This window comes from Phaeobacter sp. CAU 1743 (assembly GCF_039839315.1).
Lineage (GTDB): Bacteria > Pseudomonadota > Alphaproteobacteria > Rhodobacterales > Rhodobacteraceae > Phycobacter > Phycobacter gallaeciensis_A.
Map to the genome: position 1 here is coordinate 1 of NZ_JBDOQR010000010.1, position 14,443 is coordinate 14,443.

Below are 14,443 nucleotides of genomic sequence, written 5' to 3' on the forward strand. Positions count from 1 at the left end.
TCAAAACGGGCTCGAATATCGGCAGAAAGCGGGTTGGGCATGATCTGATCCTCCTGAACAGGATGAATCAGAAAAATAGCCCGCTGTGAATCCCCTTTGATTCAATGAAAGCTGGAACCGCTTTAGTGGCAACGGCTGCAGAGGAACACAGCTAAGACCCGGGGCGGTTCTGGTGTGCCTCAGCTGGCGGGCTGTTTCAGGGTTTCGGTGAGAATCTCACGTAGCCATGCCAATCGGGATGATCCATCGAACCGGCGATGCCAGACCAGATCAAATTCTGCATCCGGAACGCTCAGCGGTAGCGGAGAACTGCTGAACCCCCGGAACGCAGAATTTATTAGCATGGCCGGCAGGGTGGCAACCGTGTCGGTGCCACGGATCACCTCGGCCAGCAGCCAGACATTCGGCACGCTGACGGCAATGTCGCGTGACAGGTTGAGGGCCTCCAGCGCGCTCTGCACGGTGCTTTTGTAGGGGCCGCCGAAATCCAGCGTGGCATGGCTGGCGCCAGAGTAGTCGTAGACGTCCTTTACCGGTCCGCGCACCTCAGGATCGTAAAAGACCCGGAAGCCCTCGGAGAAAAGATGCGCATGGCACAGGGTCGCGGGATAGACTTCGGGGCGGGGGGCAATGGCAAAATCGGCAATCCCACGCTCCAGCAGGTTTTCGGCATTCGCGCTGGGGCCTAGCTCGCGGAACACCATGCGTTTTCTGGGAACTTCCTGCCAGATGCGCGTGCAGGTTCGGTTGACCTCGGGGACAAGAACGCCGCCGTTTGTGGCGATCACAAAAGGATCGGGGTCATTGGCGGGGACGTATTCCCCATGGTCCACCAGCGCATCCATCTGGGCCAACAGGCGTCGGACCTTGGGCACCAGGCGTTCCGCGCGTGGGCTGGGAACGATCCCGCGCCCGGCCTGCACGAACAACTTGTCGCCTATGATGCAGCGCAGTTTTTCCAGGTTGTGACTGACGGTGGATTGGCTGATGTTCAGCTGCTCAGCGGCCTTGCTGACGGACATTTCATCGTAAACTGTTAAAAAGACCCGAAGCAGCCGACCACTCAACTGAGATGTATCTACGTCACGCATTTATTAATTTTTTCTTTCGCTGGATTGGATGAACCGCTTTTTTAAGTAAAGTTAACGGCAACGGGCGTAAATGGGGTGCGGAAGGGAAAATATGCGTACTTATAAATTCGACCCGAAAGAGGTCGAAGTACAAAACAAAACGAGCGAGCAGGACAAAGAACAGGCGGCCCTCGAAGCGTTGGTCAACTACGCAATCGAATGCGCCAGAGACGCAAATGTCTTTGGGTCGGGGGAAGCTCTGGAACAGGCAAAACGGCATTTGGTCCGTTCTGTACTGTTGTAGGGGTGATCTGCTTTCAGGCTGTTGGGCCACTTTGAAATCCTGATATCGGGGCGGTCCTGATGGGCCGCTTTGACCGGCCGTGGGCGCCGGAATAGGTGCCGACCGTGATCTAGCTTCGAGCCCCTCATTGGCAAGGGCACGGAAGTATAGGCGGTCCAAAATTTTGTATAATTGTCAATGATACGCGCAGGTCGCGCGGTACCGCTGTCGGTCAGTTTAAATTTAATGATTGCAATCGGTTCTTAATCGCTTTGAAAACGGCACAGCGCCGGTAAAACGCTGTGCCGCCTAGAAGCTGTGGCGTATAACGCGGCCCTGCTGGCCCGGCAGAGTTAGATCTGTTCGATCTTCACGGAGTCACTGGGATAAAACGCCAAATAGCCTTTTATTTCGCCCACGTCACTGATTGGGTCCTCATAGCTCCAGACAGCGTCCTCGGTCACCGAGGATTTGTTCACGATGGAAAAATAGGAGGCATCGCCCTTGTGCGGGCAATGCGTCGTCTTGCTGCTGGGATCTAGAAAGGCCATGGCGATGTCTTCGCGCGGGAAATAGATGACCGGCGCATGACCCTCTTCGCTCAGCTCCAATGCGCGGTTGGTTTCGCCCAGAACGGCCCCGCCCGAGCGCACCACCCAGGTGCCATCTGCTTTGCGAATTCGGATCTTGCTCATGTGATTTTCCCCATCTCGTCATTGGTATGCATGTCTTGCCCCGGCAATGTAACAGCCGGGTATCAGATCGCCGCAGTCGCCTGATCCAGCCAGGCCTGTGCGGCGGGGCTGATCAGCGGGCGGATTTTCTGGGCGACCTGCGCATGATAAGCATTCAGCCAGTCGCGTTCTTCCCTTGATAGCATATCTGCGTCAATCAGCCGCCGGTCGATCGGGACAAAGGTCAAGGTACGCCAGTCCAGCATGTCCCGCTCTGCGTCTCCGCCGGGCAGGGCAGGGGCCTTTTGGGCGACGATCAGGTTCTCGATCCGGATGCCAAAGGCGCCTTCGCGATAATATCCCGGTTCATTGGACAGGATCATTCCGGGCTGCAGCGGCACCGCAGAGGCACGGCTGAGGCGCTGCGGGCCTTCGTGTACGCTGAGGTAGGCGCCGACGCCATGGCCCAGACCATGATTGAAATCCTGCCCGGCCAGCCACAGCGGCATCCGCCCGATGGCCTCGATGTCGCGCCCGGCCAGTCCCTGTGGCCAGCGCAGGCGGGAGATTGCGATCATGCCCTGCAGCACGCGGGTAAAGGCGGCGCGTTCCTCGGCTCCCGGGGCGCCAATAGCAATGGTGCGGGTGATGTCGGTGGTGCCATCCAGATACTGCCCGCCGCTGTCCAGAACCAGCAGATCGCCGTCCTGCAGTACCGTGTCGGTCTCGACCGTGACGCGGTAGTGGATCACGGCGCCATTGGCTCCGGTGCCGGAAATGGTGTCAAAACTGATATCGCGCAGCCTGTCGTCCCGGCGGCGCAGCGTTTCCAGCTGTTTGACCACGTCGATTTCGGTGATGCTGCCCGGGGCCTGGTCGTCGAGCCAAGCCAACAGCTCCACCACAGCGGCGCCATCGCGCAGGTGGGCGGCGGCGCTGCCTTCGATCTCTGCCGCGTTCTTGCAGGCCTTGGGCAGGGCGCAGGGGTCGCCTGTCGGCTGAAGACGGTCGCCCAGAGTCTCGGCAACGATCTGCGGCAGGCTGTCCCGGTCCACCGCCACGGCGCCATTGAGCGCGCCCACGGCATTCAGGAAACCGGCAGGTGGATGTACGGTTACGCCTGCGCCCAAGTGATCCGCCAGCCCCTCTAGTTTCGACGGGTCCATGAACAGGTCCACACGCGCATCACTGTGCAGGATGGCAAAGCCATGGGCGACCGGATTGCGTGGAATGTCCGATCCGCGGATGTTCAGCAGCCACATGATGCTGTCGGGTAGGGTGATCAGGGCGGCCTCTTGTCCGGCCTCGCGCAGGCCCTTGGCCAGCCGTCCGCATTTGTCGGCGGCGCTTTCCCCGGCGTAGGCCTCGGGGTGGGCGATGACGGGCTCTGCGGGCGGTGCAGGCTGGTCCTCCCAGATGCGGTCCACCAGGTTTTCGCAATCCACAAGCATGATGCCGCTGCCGTCCAGCTGTCTGCGCAGGTCGGCGATCTGGCCGGTGGCGTGCAGCCATGGATCAAACCCGACGCGACCGCCATCCGGCAGCTGTTCCTTCAGCCAGTCGTGCAGCTGGACCTCGGGCCAGGGCACCGGGGTATAGACATCAGCGACCTGCTGTTTCACCTGCGTGCGGTAGCGTCCGTCGATGAAGACACCCGCGACATGGGCCATGGCCGCGCAAAACCCTGCAGAGCCGGTAAAGCCGGTCAGCCAGGCAAGCCGGTCGTCCCGCGGGGCGACGTATTCACCCTGATGCGCATCGGCGCGGGGGACAAGGAAGCCATCAAGCGCCTCCCGATCCAGCTCTGCGCGCAGCGCCTGCAGCCGGGGCGGCCCCTGATCCGGGCGGGCGGTGACGTCGAATGACTGAAACATGGGGAGCCTCCTGCGTTGGCGGGTGTCAACCGCGCCAGAGAACAGCGAAGCGGGGCCGGGTGCAACCCGGGAAATTCAGGCCGTGCCGACAGGTGGGTTCTGAAAGGCGGTGTTGGGGAAGGGCTGGCGCAGGCCGAATTCCAGCAGTTCCAGATGGTCCTGTCCGTAATAGGGATCCCCATCCAGCACATAGGTCGGTGATCCGAACAGATGCATCCGCAGGGCCGCATCGGTATTTGCCAGTAGAACCGCCTGCACATCGGGCGCCATCGCACCTGCAAGCAGCGGTTCGGGGGCAAGCCCGGCGTTTCGTGCAGCCTGTGACAGCTGCTCGGGGTTCATCAGGTCGATGTCATCGCGCCAATGCGCCTCAAGCAACGCATGGGCAAGGGCATCGACGTCCTGCCCCAGACGTTCGGCCATGATCACCATGCCGCTGGAAAGGGTCAGGGCGTTGTCATGGTAGGTCGGGCGGTAGGTAATGATCGGAACGCCGCGATAGGCGGCCCAGCGTTCGATCTCGCGTCCGAAGAAGTAATCGACATGCGCCTGACTGCGCCCGGCAAAGGGACGCCCGCCTGCCTGCTCCACCACTGGCGACAACAAAAAGGGGCGGTGGATCAGTTGGCAGTCATGGGCCGCGCAGATTTCTGCCAGCCGCCTGGAGCCAAGATAGGCATAGGCGGAATGGGTGGAGTAGAAATATTCGATCTTGCGCTGCGCCATGCCGGGGCTCTCTTAACTGGCCTTCTTGATGCCCATGACACGGGCGCGGGCGCGCGGGTCGCTGTCAAACAGCGCCGCCAGCTGTTCGGTCATGGCTCCGGCGAGTTGTTCGACATCGGTAATGGTCACCGCGCGGTCGTAGTAGCGGGTGACGTCATGGCCGATGCCGATGGCCAGAAGCTCCACCAGCTTTTTCTTCTCCACCATGGCGATCACATCGCGCAGGTGTTTTTCCAGGAAGTTCGCCGGGTTCACCGACAGGGTAGAATCATCTACCGGCGCGCCGTCGGAAATCACCATCAGGATCTTGCGCGCCTCGGGACGGCCGACCATCCGGCGGTGCGCCCATTCCAGCGCCTCACCGTCGATGTTCTCTTTCAACAGGCCCTCTTTCATCATCAGGCCAAGGTTCGGGTGCGCGCGGCGCCATGGTACATCGGCACCCTTGTAGATGATGTGGCGCAGATCGTTCAGACGACCAGGCTGCTGCGGGCGGCCTTCGTTCAGCCAGGCCTCGCGCGCCATGCCGCCCTTCCAGGCGCGGGTGGTAAAGCCGAGGATCTCGACCTTCACGTTGCAGCGTTCAAGGGTGCGGGCGAGAACGTCGGCGCAGATCGCCGCGATCGAGATCGGACGTCCCCGCATCGAGCCGGAGTTGTCGAGAAGCAGCGTCACCACGGTGTCGCGGAACTCGGTATCCTTTTCGCGTTTGAACGACAGCGGGGTGGTCGGGTTGGCGACAACGCGCGCGAGACGGCCTGCGTCCAGAATACCTTCTTCCAGGTCGAACTCCCAGGAGCGGTTCTGCTGCGCCTGAAGACGGCGCTGCAGCTTGTTGGCAAGGCGGGAAACGGCGCCCTTCAGCGGTTCCAGCTGCTGATCGAGATAGGCGCGCAGGCGCTCCAGCTCGGCTGGTTCGGCCAGATCTTCTGCGGCGATTTCCTCGTCGTGGGTGTCCAGGAACACCTTGTAGTCGGGATCCGCTTCTGAGGCAGGCGGCGGCGGGGGCGGGTCCAGCGGCGCCTCGCCATCGGGCATTTCGGTTTCTTCCGACAGCTCGTCCTCAGCCATCTCGTCCATCGAGACCTGGGCCTGGCTTTCGTCCTGCTGCTGCTCCTGTGCCTGTTCGGCATCCGCATCGGCCTGTTCGTCGTCGGAATCATCTTCGCCGGAGCTGTCGGGATCCTGCTGCTCTTCGGCGTCCTCTTCGGCCTGGTCTTCCTGATCCTCATCCGGCTGATCGGGGTCATCGCCCAGCTGGTCGCCATAGCCGAGATCGGTGATAATCTGGCGGGCAAAGCGGGCGAATTCCGCCTGATCGGCAATCTTCTCTTCGAGGTCGCCGAGCGTTTCACCGGCTTCGGCCTCGATATAACCGCGCCATAGCTCGGCCACGTTGGCGGCGCCTTCGGGCAGCGGGCGGCCCGTGGCCATCTGCCGGACCAGATAGCCCGCAGCAGCAGCCAGCGGCGCCTCGGTCGAGGATTTCATCTGATCATAGCCGCGCCGGATCGCCTCGTTGCGGATCTTGACGTCGATGTTCGATGCGGTGCCCGGCATGTGGCGCGCGCCCATCGCCTCGCAGCGGGCGGTTTCCATCGCCTCGTACAGATCACGGGCCATCTCGCCTTGCGGCGCATATTTCGCGTGGACGGCATCGTCGTGAAACTTGTGGCGCAAAGCGAGCGCATCCGCAGTGCCGCGGGCCAACAGCACTTCCTCGCGCGTCATCCGGCGGGAGACCTGCGGCAGGCGCATGGAATCGCCCGAAAGCCCGGCCGGGTCGACCGTGTAGCTGACCGACAGTTCGGAATCGTCGGCCATCACCTTGGTCGCTTCAGCCAGCGCCTTTTTGAACGGATCTGCCGGGTTGTCGGTCGGTTTGCTCATATTTTCGCTCTCACTTCATCGAGGTCGGCTTCATCGGCCGCCAGCCGCGCCAGCAGGTCCACATGCACATCCAGCGCATCTACCACCCTATAGCCCGGATCCTGCCCGTCAAACGCCAGGTTGAGATCGGTGCCCGCCAGCACGATGGCATCGGCGCCCAGACCATCGACCATCCGCTGTCCTGCATCCAGGAACAGCGCCCGCTTTTGCGGCGTGCATACCCCGGCGACGGCCATGTCCTGATAGCTTTGGCCCAGGTCCTCGATCTCATCCTCCAGCGCCACGGCGCGGGTTTTCTTCAATTGCCCATAAAGGCCCGTCTTCATCACCACGCGGGTGCCCAGCAGGCCAACGGTGTTCAGCCCCTGTGCCGCAAAATAATCGTCCAGCGGCGTGACTGCCGAGACCAGCGGCAGGGAAGACAGCGCCACCGTTTCGTCGAAACAGAAATGCCCACCCAAAGAGGTGATGGCAACGCAATCGGCCCCGGCGTCGCGCAGACGGTCGATCAATCCTGCATAGATTTCGGCCTGGGCCGCGCGGTTGTCCGACAGGTTGTTGCGGATCAGCTCCTGCACATCGGCATGGACGATGGTCAGCTCCAGCGGCAGGCCCCGTGCGGCCATCGCCGCCGTCAGCCGCTGGTAATAAACCACCGTGGCCGCAACGCCGATTCCACCGATCAGGCCGATATGCATGGGAGTGTCCTTACCGGGTTCAGGCGACGTTTGCCGCGCTTTCGGGCAGTTCCTCGTCAAAGCAACGCTGATAGAACTCGGCCACGGTCTGACGTTCCAGCTCGTCGCATTTGTTCAGGAACGACAGCCGGAAGGCATAGCCCACGTCGCGGAAAATCTCGGCGTTCTGCGACCAGTTGATCACGGTCCGCGGCGACATCACGGTGGACAGGTCACCGTTCATGAAGGCGGTCCGGGTCAGATCCGCAACGGTGACCATCTGGCTGACGATCTTGCGGCCCTTCTCGGTGTTGTAATGCGGTGCCTTGGACAGGACGATGGCGGTTTCGGCATCGTGGCTGAGGTAGTTCAGCGTGGAGACCAGCGACCAGCGGTCCATCTGGGCCTGGTTGATCTGCTGGGTACCGTGGTAAAGGCCCGTGGTATCGCCCAGACCGACAGTGTTCGCGGTGGCAAACAGGCGGAAGAAGGGGTTCGGGGTGATGATCTCGTTCTGGTCGAGCAGGGTCAGCTTGCCGTCATGCTCCAGAACCCGCTGGATCACGAACATCACGTCGGCACGGCCCGCATCGTATTCGTCGAATACGATGGCAACCGGATTGCGCAGCGCCCAGGGCAAGATGCCTTCGTGGAATTCGGTGACCTGCTTGCCGTCGCGCAGTTTGATCGCATCCTTACCGATCAGGTCGATCCGGGAGATGTGGCTGTCGAGGTTGACGCGCACCGAGGGCCAGTTGAGGCGGGAAGCGACCTGTTCGATGTGGGTCGATTTACCCGTGCCGTGATAGCCCTGGATCATCACGCGGCGGTTGTGGCTAAAGCCCGCAAGGATGGCCAGCGTGGTGTCGGGGTCGAACTTGTAGGTCGGATCCAGCGCCGGCACCCGGTCAGAGCCTTCGGCAAAGCCCTTGACGGTCATGTCGGTGTCAATCCCGAACACATCACGGACCGAAATGGTCTCGGTCGGTTTCGCATTCATATCCAGCATGCCGTCGCTCATAGCAGTCGATCCTTATCTCTGTGCCCCGGCGGTCTGGGGGCGTAATTCGGGGGATTGGTGCCCGATCTGACGGAGAAGGGCAAGCGAAAGGTATGTGAGCGGTACAATTGCGCGACGTCTCACCGCGGTGGATGCGTGTTTGGCGGGCTGTGGCAGAGGATATGAGCGTATACGGGGAGCGCTGAAACGGGCTTAGAGCGAAGAATGTACGACGGCCAGATCCTGCACGAAAAAGGGCCCCGGTGGGGCCCTGATCACAAAATGCGCAGATCGGTTATTTGAAGCTGCGGCTCTCTTTCAGCTGGTCCCAGGCCCAGACAACCTCTTGCAGCTGTTCTTCCTGACTGCGGTCGCCGCCGTTCATATCCGGGTGCAGAACCTTGATCAGTTTCTTGTAGGCCTTGCGGATCTCAGCCTTGGACCAGTCGTCGCGGGCTTCCAGGATCTCAAGTGCGCGGCGCTCGGTGGCGGGCAGGCGGCGGCCGGATTTCGCGTTCTTGCCGGGGTTGCGGGTGGCATTGGCCCCCAGCACCTGATGCGGGTCCTCGATGCCCAGGCGCGCCCAGGCGCGGGCCTCGGGGTCGCCCATCGGGCGGGTCTGACGTTCCCAGACCTTGTCTTTGGAGGCCTGTGCGTTCAATTCAGCCTCGGTCGTGCTCTGGAAGAAGTTCCATTTCTGATTGTATTCCCGGATATGTTCCTGACAGAACCAGACGTATTCATCCAGCACATCGGGGGCTTTGGGGGCGCGGAACTTGCCGGCTTCCTCGCAGCCGTCCTTGGCGCAGGTTCGCACCGATGTTTCTGAGGCTCCGGATACGGCACGTCGCCCGCGTGGGTTTTTCTTTTTCGCGGAGCGGACGGACATATCGAAACCAAAGGGATCTGATTTGCTCATGGGGCGCACCTTCTAGACGGATCTGCTCGACTCGGAGCAAGCAGTTTAGTCTAAGGGGCAGAAGATAGAAGGGGGGAGGGGAAATTTTTATGAGAGTGAGCGGAAAATGAGCGTGAAGAGCGAAATGGAAATGCGCCTGCAAGAGGCGTTCCAGCCCAGCCATTTGGAGGTCGTCGACGACAGCGACAGCCATATCGGACATGCCGGTCATGACGGCGCGGGTGAGAGTCACTTTAATGTGAAAATCCGCGCTGCGGCCTTCGCCGGGATGAACCGGGTTCAGCAGCACCGCGCGGTGCACAAGGCATTGGGTGATATCGTGCCGCGTATTCACGCGCTGGCGCTGGATATCGGCAGTTAAGCACGGCTTATTGCGCCCCAAGCGGGCGCGGTATCCTCAGCGGGTTCCGGAGTCGTCTTCGGGATCGCCTGTCGGCTTTTCAGGCAGATCGCGCGTCGCTGACAGGCTGGCCCGGGTTTTGAGCGCTGTCGTCACGCCCGAAACCGGGCTGAGTTCTTCGACACCATCGTCGCCCTGCATCTGCGCTGCGCCGGGACCGGGAACTGGGGTTGCGCCTGTGGGGGCTTCGGGGTCGCCAGCTGTGGCCGTTAGCGGCGGGGCGGCCGCGCCTGTGTCCTCCGCCGGGGCCTGCTGCACGGGGGCAGGGGCCAGCGCGCGGCGAAAAATCAGCACATTGCGCCAGTTGGTTGTCGATCCGGTCAGCCCGGAACGTTCGTCCGAGGGTAGCAATTCTGCGCGCTGGTATTCCCAGCCTTCAGCGGCCATCTGGTTGAGCGTGATCTCGACCGAGTGGGCAAAGCGATCCTCGGGGGTTTTTACGCCCTTAGCCTTGGTGCCCTTATGCGGGGCGGTAACCACTTTGTATTCATAAGGCTGCATGCCGGACTCCTGACGACTAGCCCGAAGGTTTAGCGGATGCAGGCGAGGGGTCAAGCTGCGCCGCCGGAACGCGGCGCAGGCCGTGACATTCTCTCTACATCTGCGACGGCGGCAGGGCGCCGCGCGGTGGGGGCGGTTACTTCTTCGCAGCCAGCTGCGCCAGGGTCAGGCAGACGTTCGTCGCCGCGGCCATGTCCTGCACCGAAACCCATTCCAGCGGTCCGTGCACGCATTGCATGCCGCAGAAGATATTCGGCGTCGGCACGCCAAGCTCGGTCAGGCGCGATCCATCGGTGCCGCCGCGGATCGGGATGGAAATCGGCTCGATCCCATTGGCCTTGCAGGCCTCCAGCGCCAGATCCACCGGGGTCATGTCATCCTCCAGCCAGTAACGCATGTTGCGATACTGCGGGTAGATCTCGCAGGTGATCTCCGCGCGCGGCTCGCTTGCCTGCACGGCGTCGCAGACCTTGCGCAAGAGATCACCCTTGGCGGCCAGCCCGTCCCGCTCGAAATCCCGCAGGATCAGCTTGATCTCCATCTCGGAGGAACTACCGTTCATGTCGGTCACATGCAGGAAACCCTCGCGCTCATCGGTCGTTTCCGGCGTCATTGTGGCCTGGGGCAGGGTCTGGATGATCTTGGAGGCCAGATGCGCTGCGTTGACCATCTTCTCCTTGGCCCAGCCGGGGTGGATCGACACGCCCTTGATCGTCACCACGGCGCGGTCAGCCGAGAAGCTTTCATAGATGATCTCACCCACATCGCTGCCATCCAGCGTATAGGCGAAATCGACGCCAAGATCCTTGGGCAGTTGCGGATCGACGCCGCGGCCGATCTCTTCGTCCGGGGTAAAGGCGATGCGGATGGGGCCATGGGGGATGTCTGGATTGTCGATCAGGTGCTGCGCCAGCGTCATCACCACGGCCACGCCTGCCTTGTCATCGGCGCCGAGTAGGGTGGTGCCAGATGCAGTCACCAGATCGTGGCCTTCCTTACCCGCCAGATAGGGGTGGTCCTTGGGCGAGAGCACCAGATCGGGATTGTCGGGATATGTGATGTCGCCGCCGTTGTAGCCCTTGATCACGCGTGGCTTGACCCCTGTGGCGTTGAACTGCGGCGCGGTGTCCACATGGGCGAGGAACCCCACGGTCGGCCCCTCTGCCGTGCCGGGCACGGTGGCGAGTACCGTGCCGTATTCGGTCAGCTCCACATCCTGCGCGCCGATCTCTTTCAGTTCATCCACCATCAGGTTCAGCATATCGAATTGGATCGCGGTGCTGGGGGAGGAGGGCGAGGTCTCATCGCTTTGACTGTCGATGGCGGCATAGCGCACCAAGCGCTCCTGAAGGGCCTGATCGAATTGGGTTTTCATGGGGTGCTCCAAGGTGGGCGTGTTCGTTTGGCGGCAGGCTGGTCCAGAGCGCACGCTGCGTCAAGTTACCTCTTGCAGGTCCGCTGGGATACCGCTTACCGAATGGCGATCCTCAGATCGTGGTCGGCAAAGGCCCATCCATGCCCATCGCGCGTGCCTTATGCTCCTGCATGTGCGGAAAGCGCTGGAGCACCACGTCATCCGGCAGGTCAAGCCCCTTGTCGATCGCTATCTGCGGTGCCCAGTTCTGATCCGATAGGTCGACTCTGCGTATGAGAATACGCTTGTTCTCAGTGTATGCTTGCTGGCCGAATTCTTGCTGAAACTGGCGTAGCAACTGGATGCGAGCTGTGGAAATTCGTGTATTCTTGACGGCGGCGTTTTGACCGTCGGGGAGGGAGAAATGGCTGTTTGGCTGGCCAGCAAGATCCGGAATCCGGTCCAAGTCCCACACGGTCAGGTTCCCGGCCGTGACATTTGTCAATGCTGAGGCCAGCAGGTAGTCGTAGGCGAACCAATGGCAGCCACGCGCCGCGTAAAAGGCGTCGATATAGGCCTCGATCGACCCGTTGGTCTCCTTGTAGAACCTGTCGCGATTGATACCCCAGAGGCCGGCCCGAACAAATTGCTGATAGCTGGAACGAAGCATCGCGATAGGTTCGCGCAGCAGGCAGAGCAGGGATACGGCTTCGGTGCCGAGACGTTTGGAAAATTCATCCGTGAGTGCCGCGAGTCGACCTGTACGGTTGGTCGTATATTCCTCTGTCGAAAGAAGAATTCGCCTGCATCCATTGGACTGGGCTTCGTCAATGATGTCATTCACTGCTGCGCCTAGATCAAGATCATTGGCGAGCAAGGGGCCATGGTGTCTGTAGCCCGTGCGTAGGCGGTGTCGTTCCGGGTAGAGCAGCCCGGATGAGCGAAACAGCGCGTCGTTGTCGGCCAAATACGCCTGAAGCGATGTCGAGGCGCATTTGGGAAAACCGATATGGATGGTAATCTGCATGGGGCGTCCATCTATTTTTGCAGCAGGCTGGGCTAGAGTGCACGGGGCGTCAAGGGTAGGTTCGTATCTCCGTGTAAACCAAGGCCCGTCTTCCAAATAGGGGCTTAGCCCACACATAGGTCGGCTGCTGCCCTTATGATTACATGGACGAAAAAAGCGCCCCGGATGGAGCGCCTTTCGTAATCGATGTGCTTTGGCTCAGCCCAGTTTCTTGGCGACCAGCTCGTTCACGGCCTTGGGGTTGGCTTTGCCGCCGGTGGCCTTCATCACCTGACCGACGAACCAGCCCGCCAGTTTCGGGTTCACCTTGGCCTTTTCCACCTGCGCGGGGTTGGCGGCGATGATCTCGTCCAGTGCGGTTTCAATCGCGCCGGTGTCGGTCACCTGCTTCATGCCGCGTTCTTCGACGATCTGTTCCGGATCACCACCTTCGGTATAGACGATCTCGAACAGGTCCTTGGCGATCTTGCCCGAAATGGCATCCGAGGAAATCAGATCGATGATCCCGCCCAGCTGCGCCGGGGAGACCGGGCTGTCGGTAATGTCGTGGTCTTCTTTTTTCAGGCGGCCGAACAGCTCGTTGATCACCCAGTTGGCGGCCAGCTTGCCGTTGCGGCCCTTGGCGACCTCGTCGAAATAGGCAGCCGATTCCACGTCTGCGGTCAGAACCGAGGCGTCATAATCGGTGAGGCCGAAGTCCGCGATGAAGCGGGCCTTTTTCTCATCCGGCAGCTCGGGCAGGTTGGCGGCAATGTCATCCACCCAGTCCTGTTCGATCTCCAGCGGCAGCAGGTCGGGATCGGGGAAATAGCGGTAGTCATGCGCCTCTTCCTTGGAGCGCATCGAGCGGGTCTCACCCTTGTCCGGGTCGTAAAGACGGGTTTCCTGCTCGACCTCACCACCAGCTTCGACGATTGCGATCTGGCGGCGGGCTTCCACCTCGATCGCCTGCTGGATGAAGCGCATGGAGTTCATGTTCTTGATCTCGCAGCGGGTGCCGAGATGCGAGAAATCCTGGGTTTCCTGGTATTTCTCATAGGCGCCCGGCAGGCAGATCGACACGTTGACGTCGGCGCGCAGGTTGCCGTTCTGCATGTTGCCGTCACAGGTACCCAGGTAACGCATGATCTGGCGCAGCTTGGCGATATAGGCGGCAGCTTCCTCGGGGCCCCGGATATCGGGGCGCGAGACGATCTCCATCAGGCAGACGCCGGTGCGGTTGAGGTCGACAAAAGACATGTTGGGGTCCATGTCGTGGATCGATTTACCCGCGTCCTGCTCCATGTGGATACGTTCGATGCGCACCATGCGCGCGGTACCATCGCCCAGTTCCACCAGAACTTCGCCTTCGCCGACGATGGGGTGGTAGAGCTGCGAAATCTGATAGCCCTGCGGCAGGTCGGGGTAGAAGTAGTTCTTGCGGTCAAAGGCTGACCATAGGTTGATATCCGCCTTGAGGCCCAGCCCGGTGCGCACCGCCTGCTCGACGCAATATTCGTTGATCACCGGCAGCATGCCGGGCATCGCCGCATCCACGAAGGAGACGTTGGAGTTCGGCTCGGCGCCGAATTGGGTCGAGGCGCCAGAGAAGAGTTTCGCATTGGAGCTGACCTGGGCATGCACCTCCATGCCGATGACCAGTTCCCAGTCATGCTTGGCGCCCGAGATCACCTTGGGCTTGGGGAGTTCATATGTCAGGTCGAGCATGGGTGCCGGCTCCTAATATCTGGTTTGCCCAGCGTTCTAGGGCTGCCGGGCGCGAGGAGCAAGAGGCAATGGCGGCAGCGCCCCTGTGACCTGCAGTTTAGTTTAAAGTGTCGATTTTTTGCGGCGACCCGGATCGGCCTAGGTCGCGCCGTCTGCATCAGGCTTCGGCTCTCCTGACTGTACAAGAAAACTGGGGTCTTTCGACGTCTGAGCGATGTCTCTGTCCAGAATAGCGGATCACCTAAAGCGGGAGCACTAACCAAGTTGGTCTCGATAAAGTTGTTGATATGTATGCAAATGCATCTTATGCGGGTTTTTGCCGACACATGGCAAAAACCATA

14 protein-coding genes are annotated in these 14,443 nt (G+C 61.1%); 2 read left to right on the plus strand and 12 right to left on the minus strand.

Translation table 11 applies throughout. The features are described from left to right. Positions 1-179 precede the first annotated feature (179 nt). Complete coding sequence (locus AAFO90_RS05880) at positions 180-1,091, minus strand: LysR family transcriptional regulator (protein WP_274828898.1); 912 nt, start codon at positions 1,089-1,091, stop codon at positions 180-182. A 91-nt stretch (positions 1,092-1,182) separates the two neighbouring features. Between AAFO90_RS05880 and AAFO90_RS05885 the strand changes: the two genes are divergently transcribed. After that, entirely contained in the window at positions 1,183-1,374 is a 192-nt protein-coding gene (locus tag AAFO90_RS05885) for a hypothetical protein (protein ID WP_065273789.1), read from the plus strand. A 332-nt stretch (positions 1,375-1,706) separates the two neighbouring features. Here AAFO90_RS05885 and AAFO90_RS05890 read toward each other — a convergent pair whose 3' ends face one another. The 7 genes from AAFO90_RS05890 to AAFO90_RS05920 all read right to left on the minus strand — a co-directional run bounded on the left by AAFO90_RS05890 (position 1,707) and on the right by AAFO90_RS05920 (position 9,113). Further along, complete coding sequence (locus AAFO90_RS05890; protein WP_274828896.1) at positions 1,707-2,048, minus strand: DUF427 domain-containing protein; 342 nt, start codon at positions 2,046-2,048, stop codon at positions 1,707-1,709. A gap of 62 nt (positions 2,049-2,110) precedes the next feature. Next, complete coding sequence (locus AAFO90_RS05895; protein WP_347508829.1) at positions 2,111-3,901, minus strand: aminopeptidase P family protein; 1,791 nt, start codon at positions 3,899-3,901, stop codon at positions 2,111-2,113. 75 nt (positions 3,902-3,976) lie between these two features. Further along, positions 3,977-4,627 (minus strand): 2-hydroxychromene-2-carboxylate isomerase, encoded by a 651-nt coding sequence (locus tag AAFO90_RS05900; protein ID WP_347508830.1) that lies wholly within the window; start codon positions 4,625-4,627, stop codon positions 3,977-3,979. 12 nt (positions 4,628-4,639) lie between these two features. Beyond that, on the minus strand, positions 4,640-6,517 hold the full coding sequence (gene cobT, locus AAFO90_RS05905; RefSeq protein ID WP_347508831.1) for a cobaltochelatase subunit CobT: 1,878 nt from the start codon (positions 6,515-6,517) through the stop codon (positions 4,640-4,642). Further along, positions 6,514-7,215: an aspartate/glutamate racemase family protein gene (locus AAFO90_RS05910; protein WP_347508832.1), complete on the minus strand. Its 702-nt coding sequence runs from the start codon at positions 7,213-7,215 to the stop codon at positions 6,514-6,516. Before AAFO90_RS05910 ends, cobT begins: the two co-directional genes overlap by 4 nt. A 19-nt stretch (positions 7,216-7,234) precedes the next feature. Next, complete coding sequence (gene cobS / locus AAFO90_RS05915) at positions 7,235-8,215, minus strand: cobaltochelatase subunit CobS (RefSeq protein WP_065273067.1); 981 nt, start codon at positions 8,213-8,215, stop codon at positions 7,235-7,237. A gap of 274 nt (positions 8,216-8,489) precedes the next feature. Then, on the minus strand, positions 8,490-9,113 hold the full coding sequence (locus AAFO90_RS05920; protein WP_347508833.1) for a J domain-containing protein: 624 nt from the start codon (positions 9,111-9,113) through the stop codon (positions 8,490-8,492). Positions 9,114-9,219: 106 nt separating this feature from the next. Between AAFO90_RS05920 and AAFO90_RS05925 the strand changes: the two genes are divergently transcribed. Then, entirely contained in the window at positions 9,220-9,474 is a 255-nt protein-coding gene (locus tag AAFO90_RS05925; protein ID WP_274828888.1) for a BolA family protein, read from the plus strand. A 36-nt stretch (positions 9,475-9,510) separates the two neighbouring features. On the opposite strand, the gene AAFO90_RS05930 is transcribed toward AAFO90_RS05925, so the two are convergent. The 4 genes from AAFO90_RS05930 to gatB all read right to left on the minus strand — a co-directional run bounded on the left by AAFO90_RS05930 (position 9,511) and on the right by gatB (position 14,102). Continuing rightward, complete coding sequence (locus tag AAFO90_RS05930; RefSeq protein WP_347508834.1) at positions 9,511-10,014, minus strand: DUF4177 domain-containing protein; 504 nt, start codon at positions 10,012-10,014, stop codon at positions 9,511-9,513. A 136-nt stretch (positions 10,015-10,150) separates the two neighbouring features. Next, on the minus strand, positions 10,151-11,389 hold the full coding sequence (gene pepT, locus AAFO90_RS05935; protein ID WP_347508835.1) for a peptidase T: 1,239 nt from the start codon (positions 11,387-11,389) through the stop codon (positions 10,151-10,153). Between the two features lie 112 nt (positions 11,390-11,501). Beyond that, a complete protein-coding gene (locus AAFO90_RS05940) occupies positions 11,502-12,395 on the minus strand; it encodes a hypothetical protein (RefSeq protein ID WP_347508836.1) in 894 nt (297 codons plus the stop codon). A 198-nt stretch (positions 12,396-12,593) separates the two neighbouring features. Then, complete coding sequence (gene gatB / locus AAFO90_RS05945; protein ID WP_347508837.1) at positions 12,594-14,102, minus strand: Asp-tRNA(Asn)/Glu-tRNA(Gln) amidotransferase subunit GatB; 1,509 nt, start codon at positions 14,100-14,102, stop codon at positions 12,594-12,596. Positions 14,103-14,443: the final 341 nt, after the last annotated feature.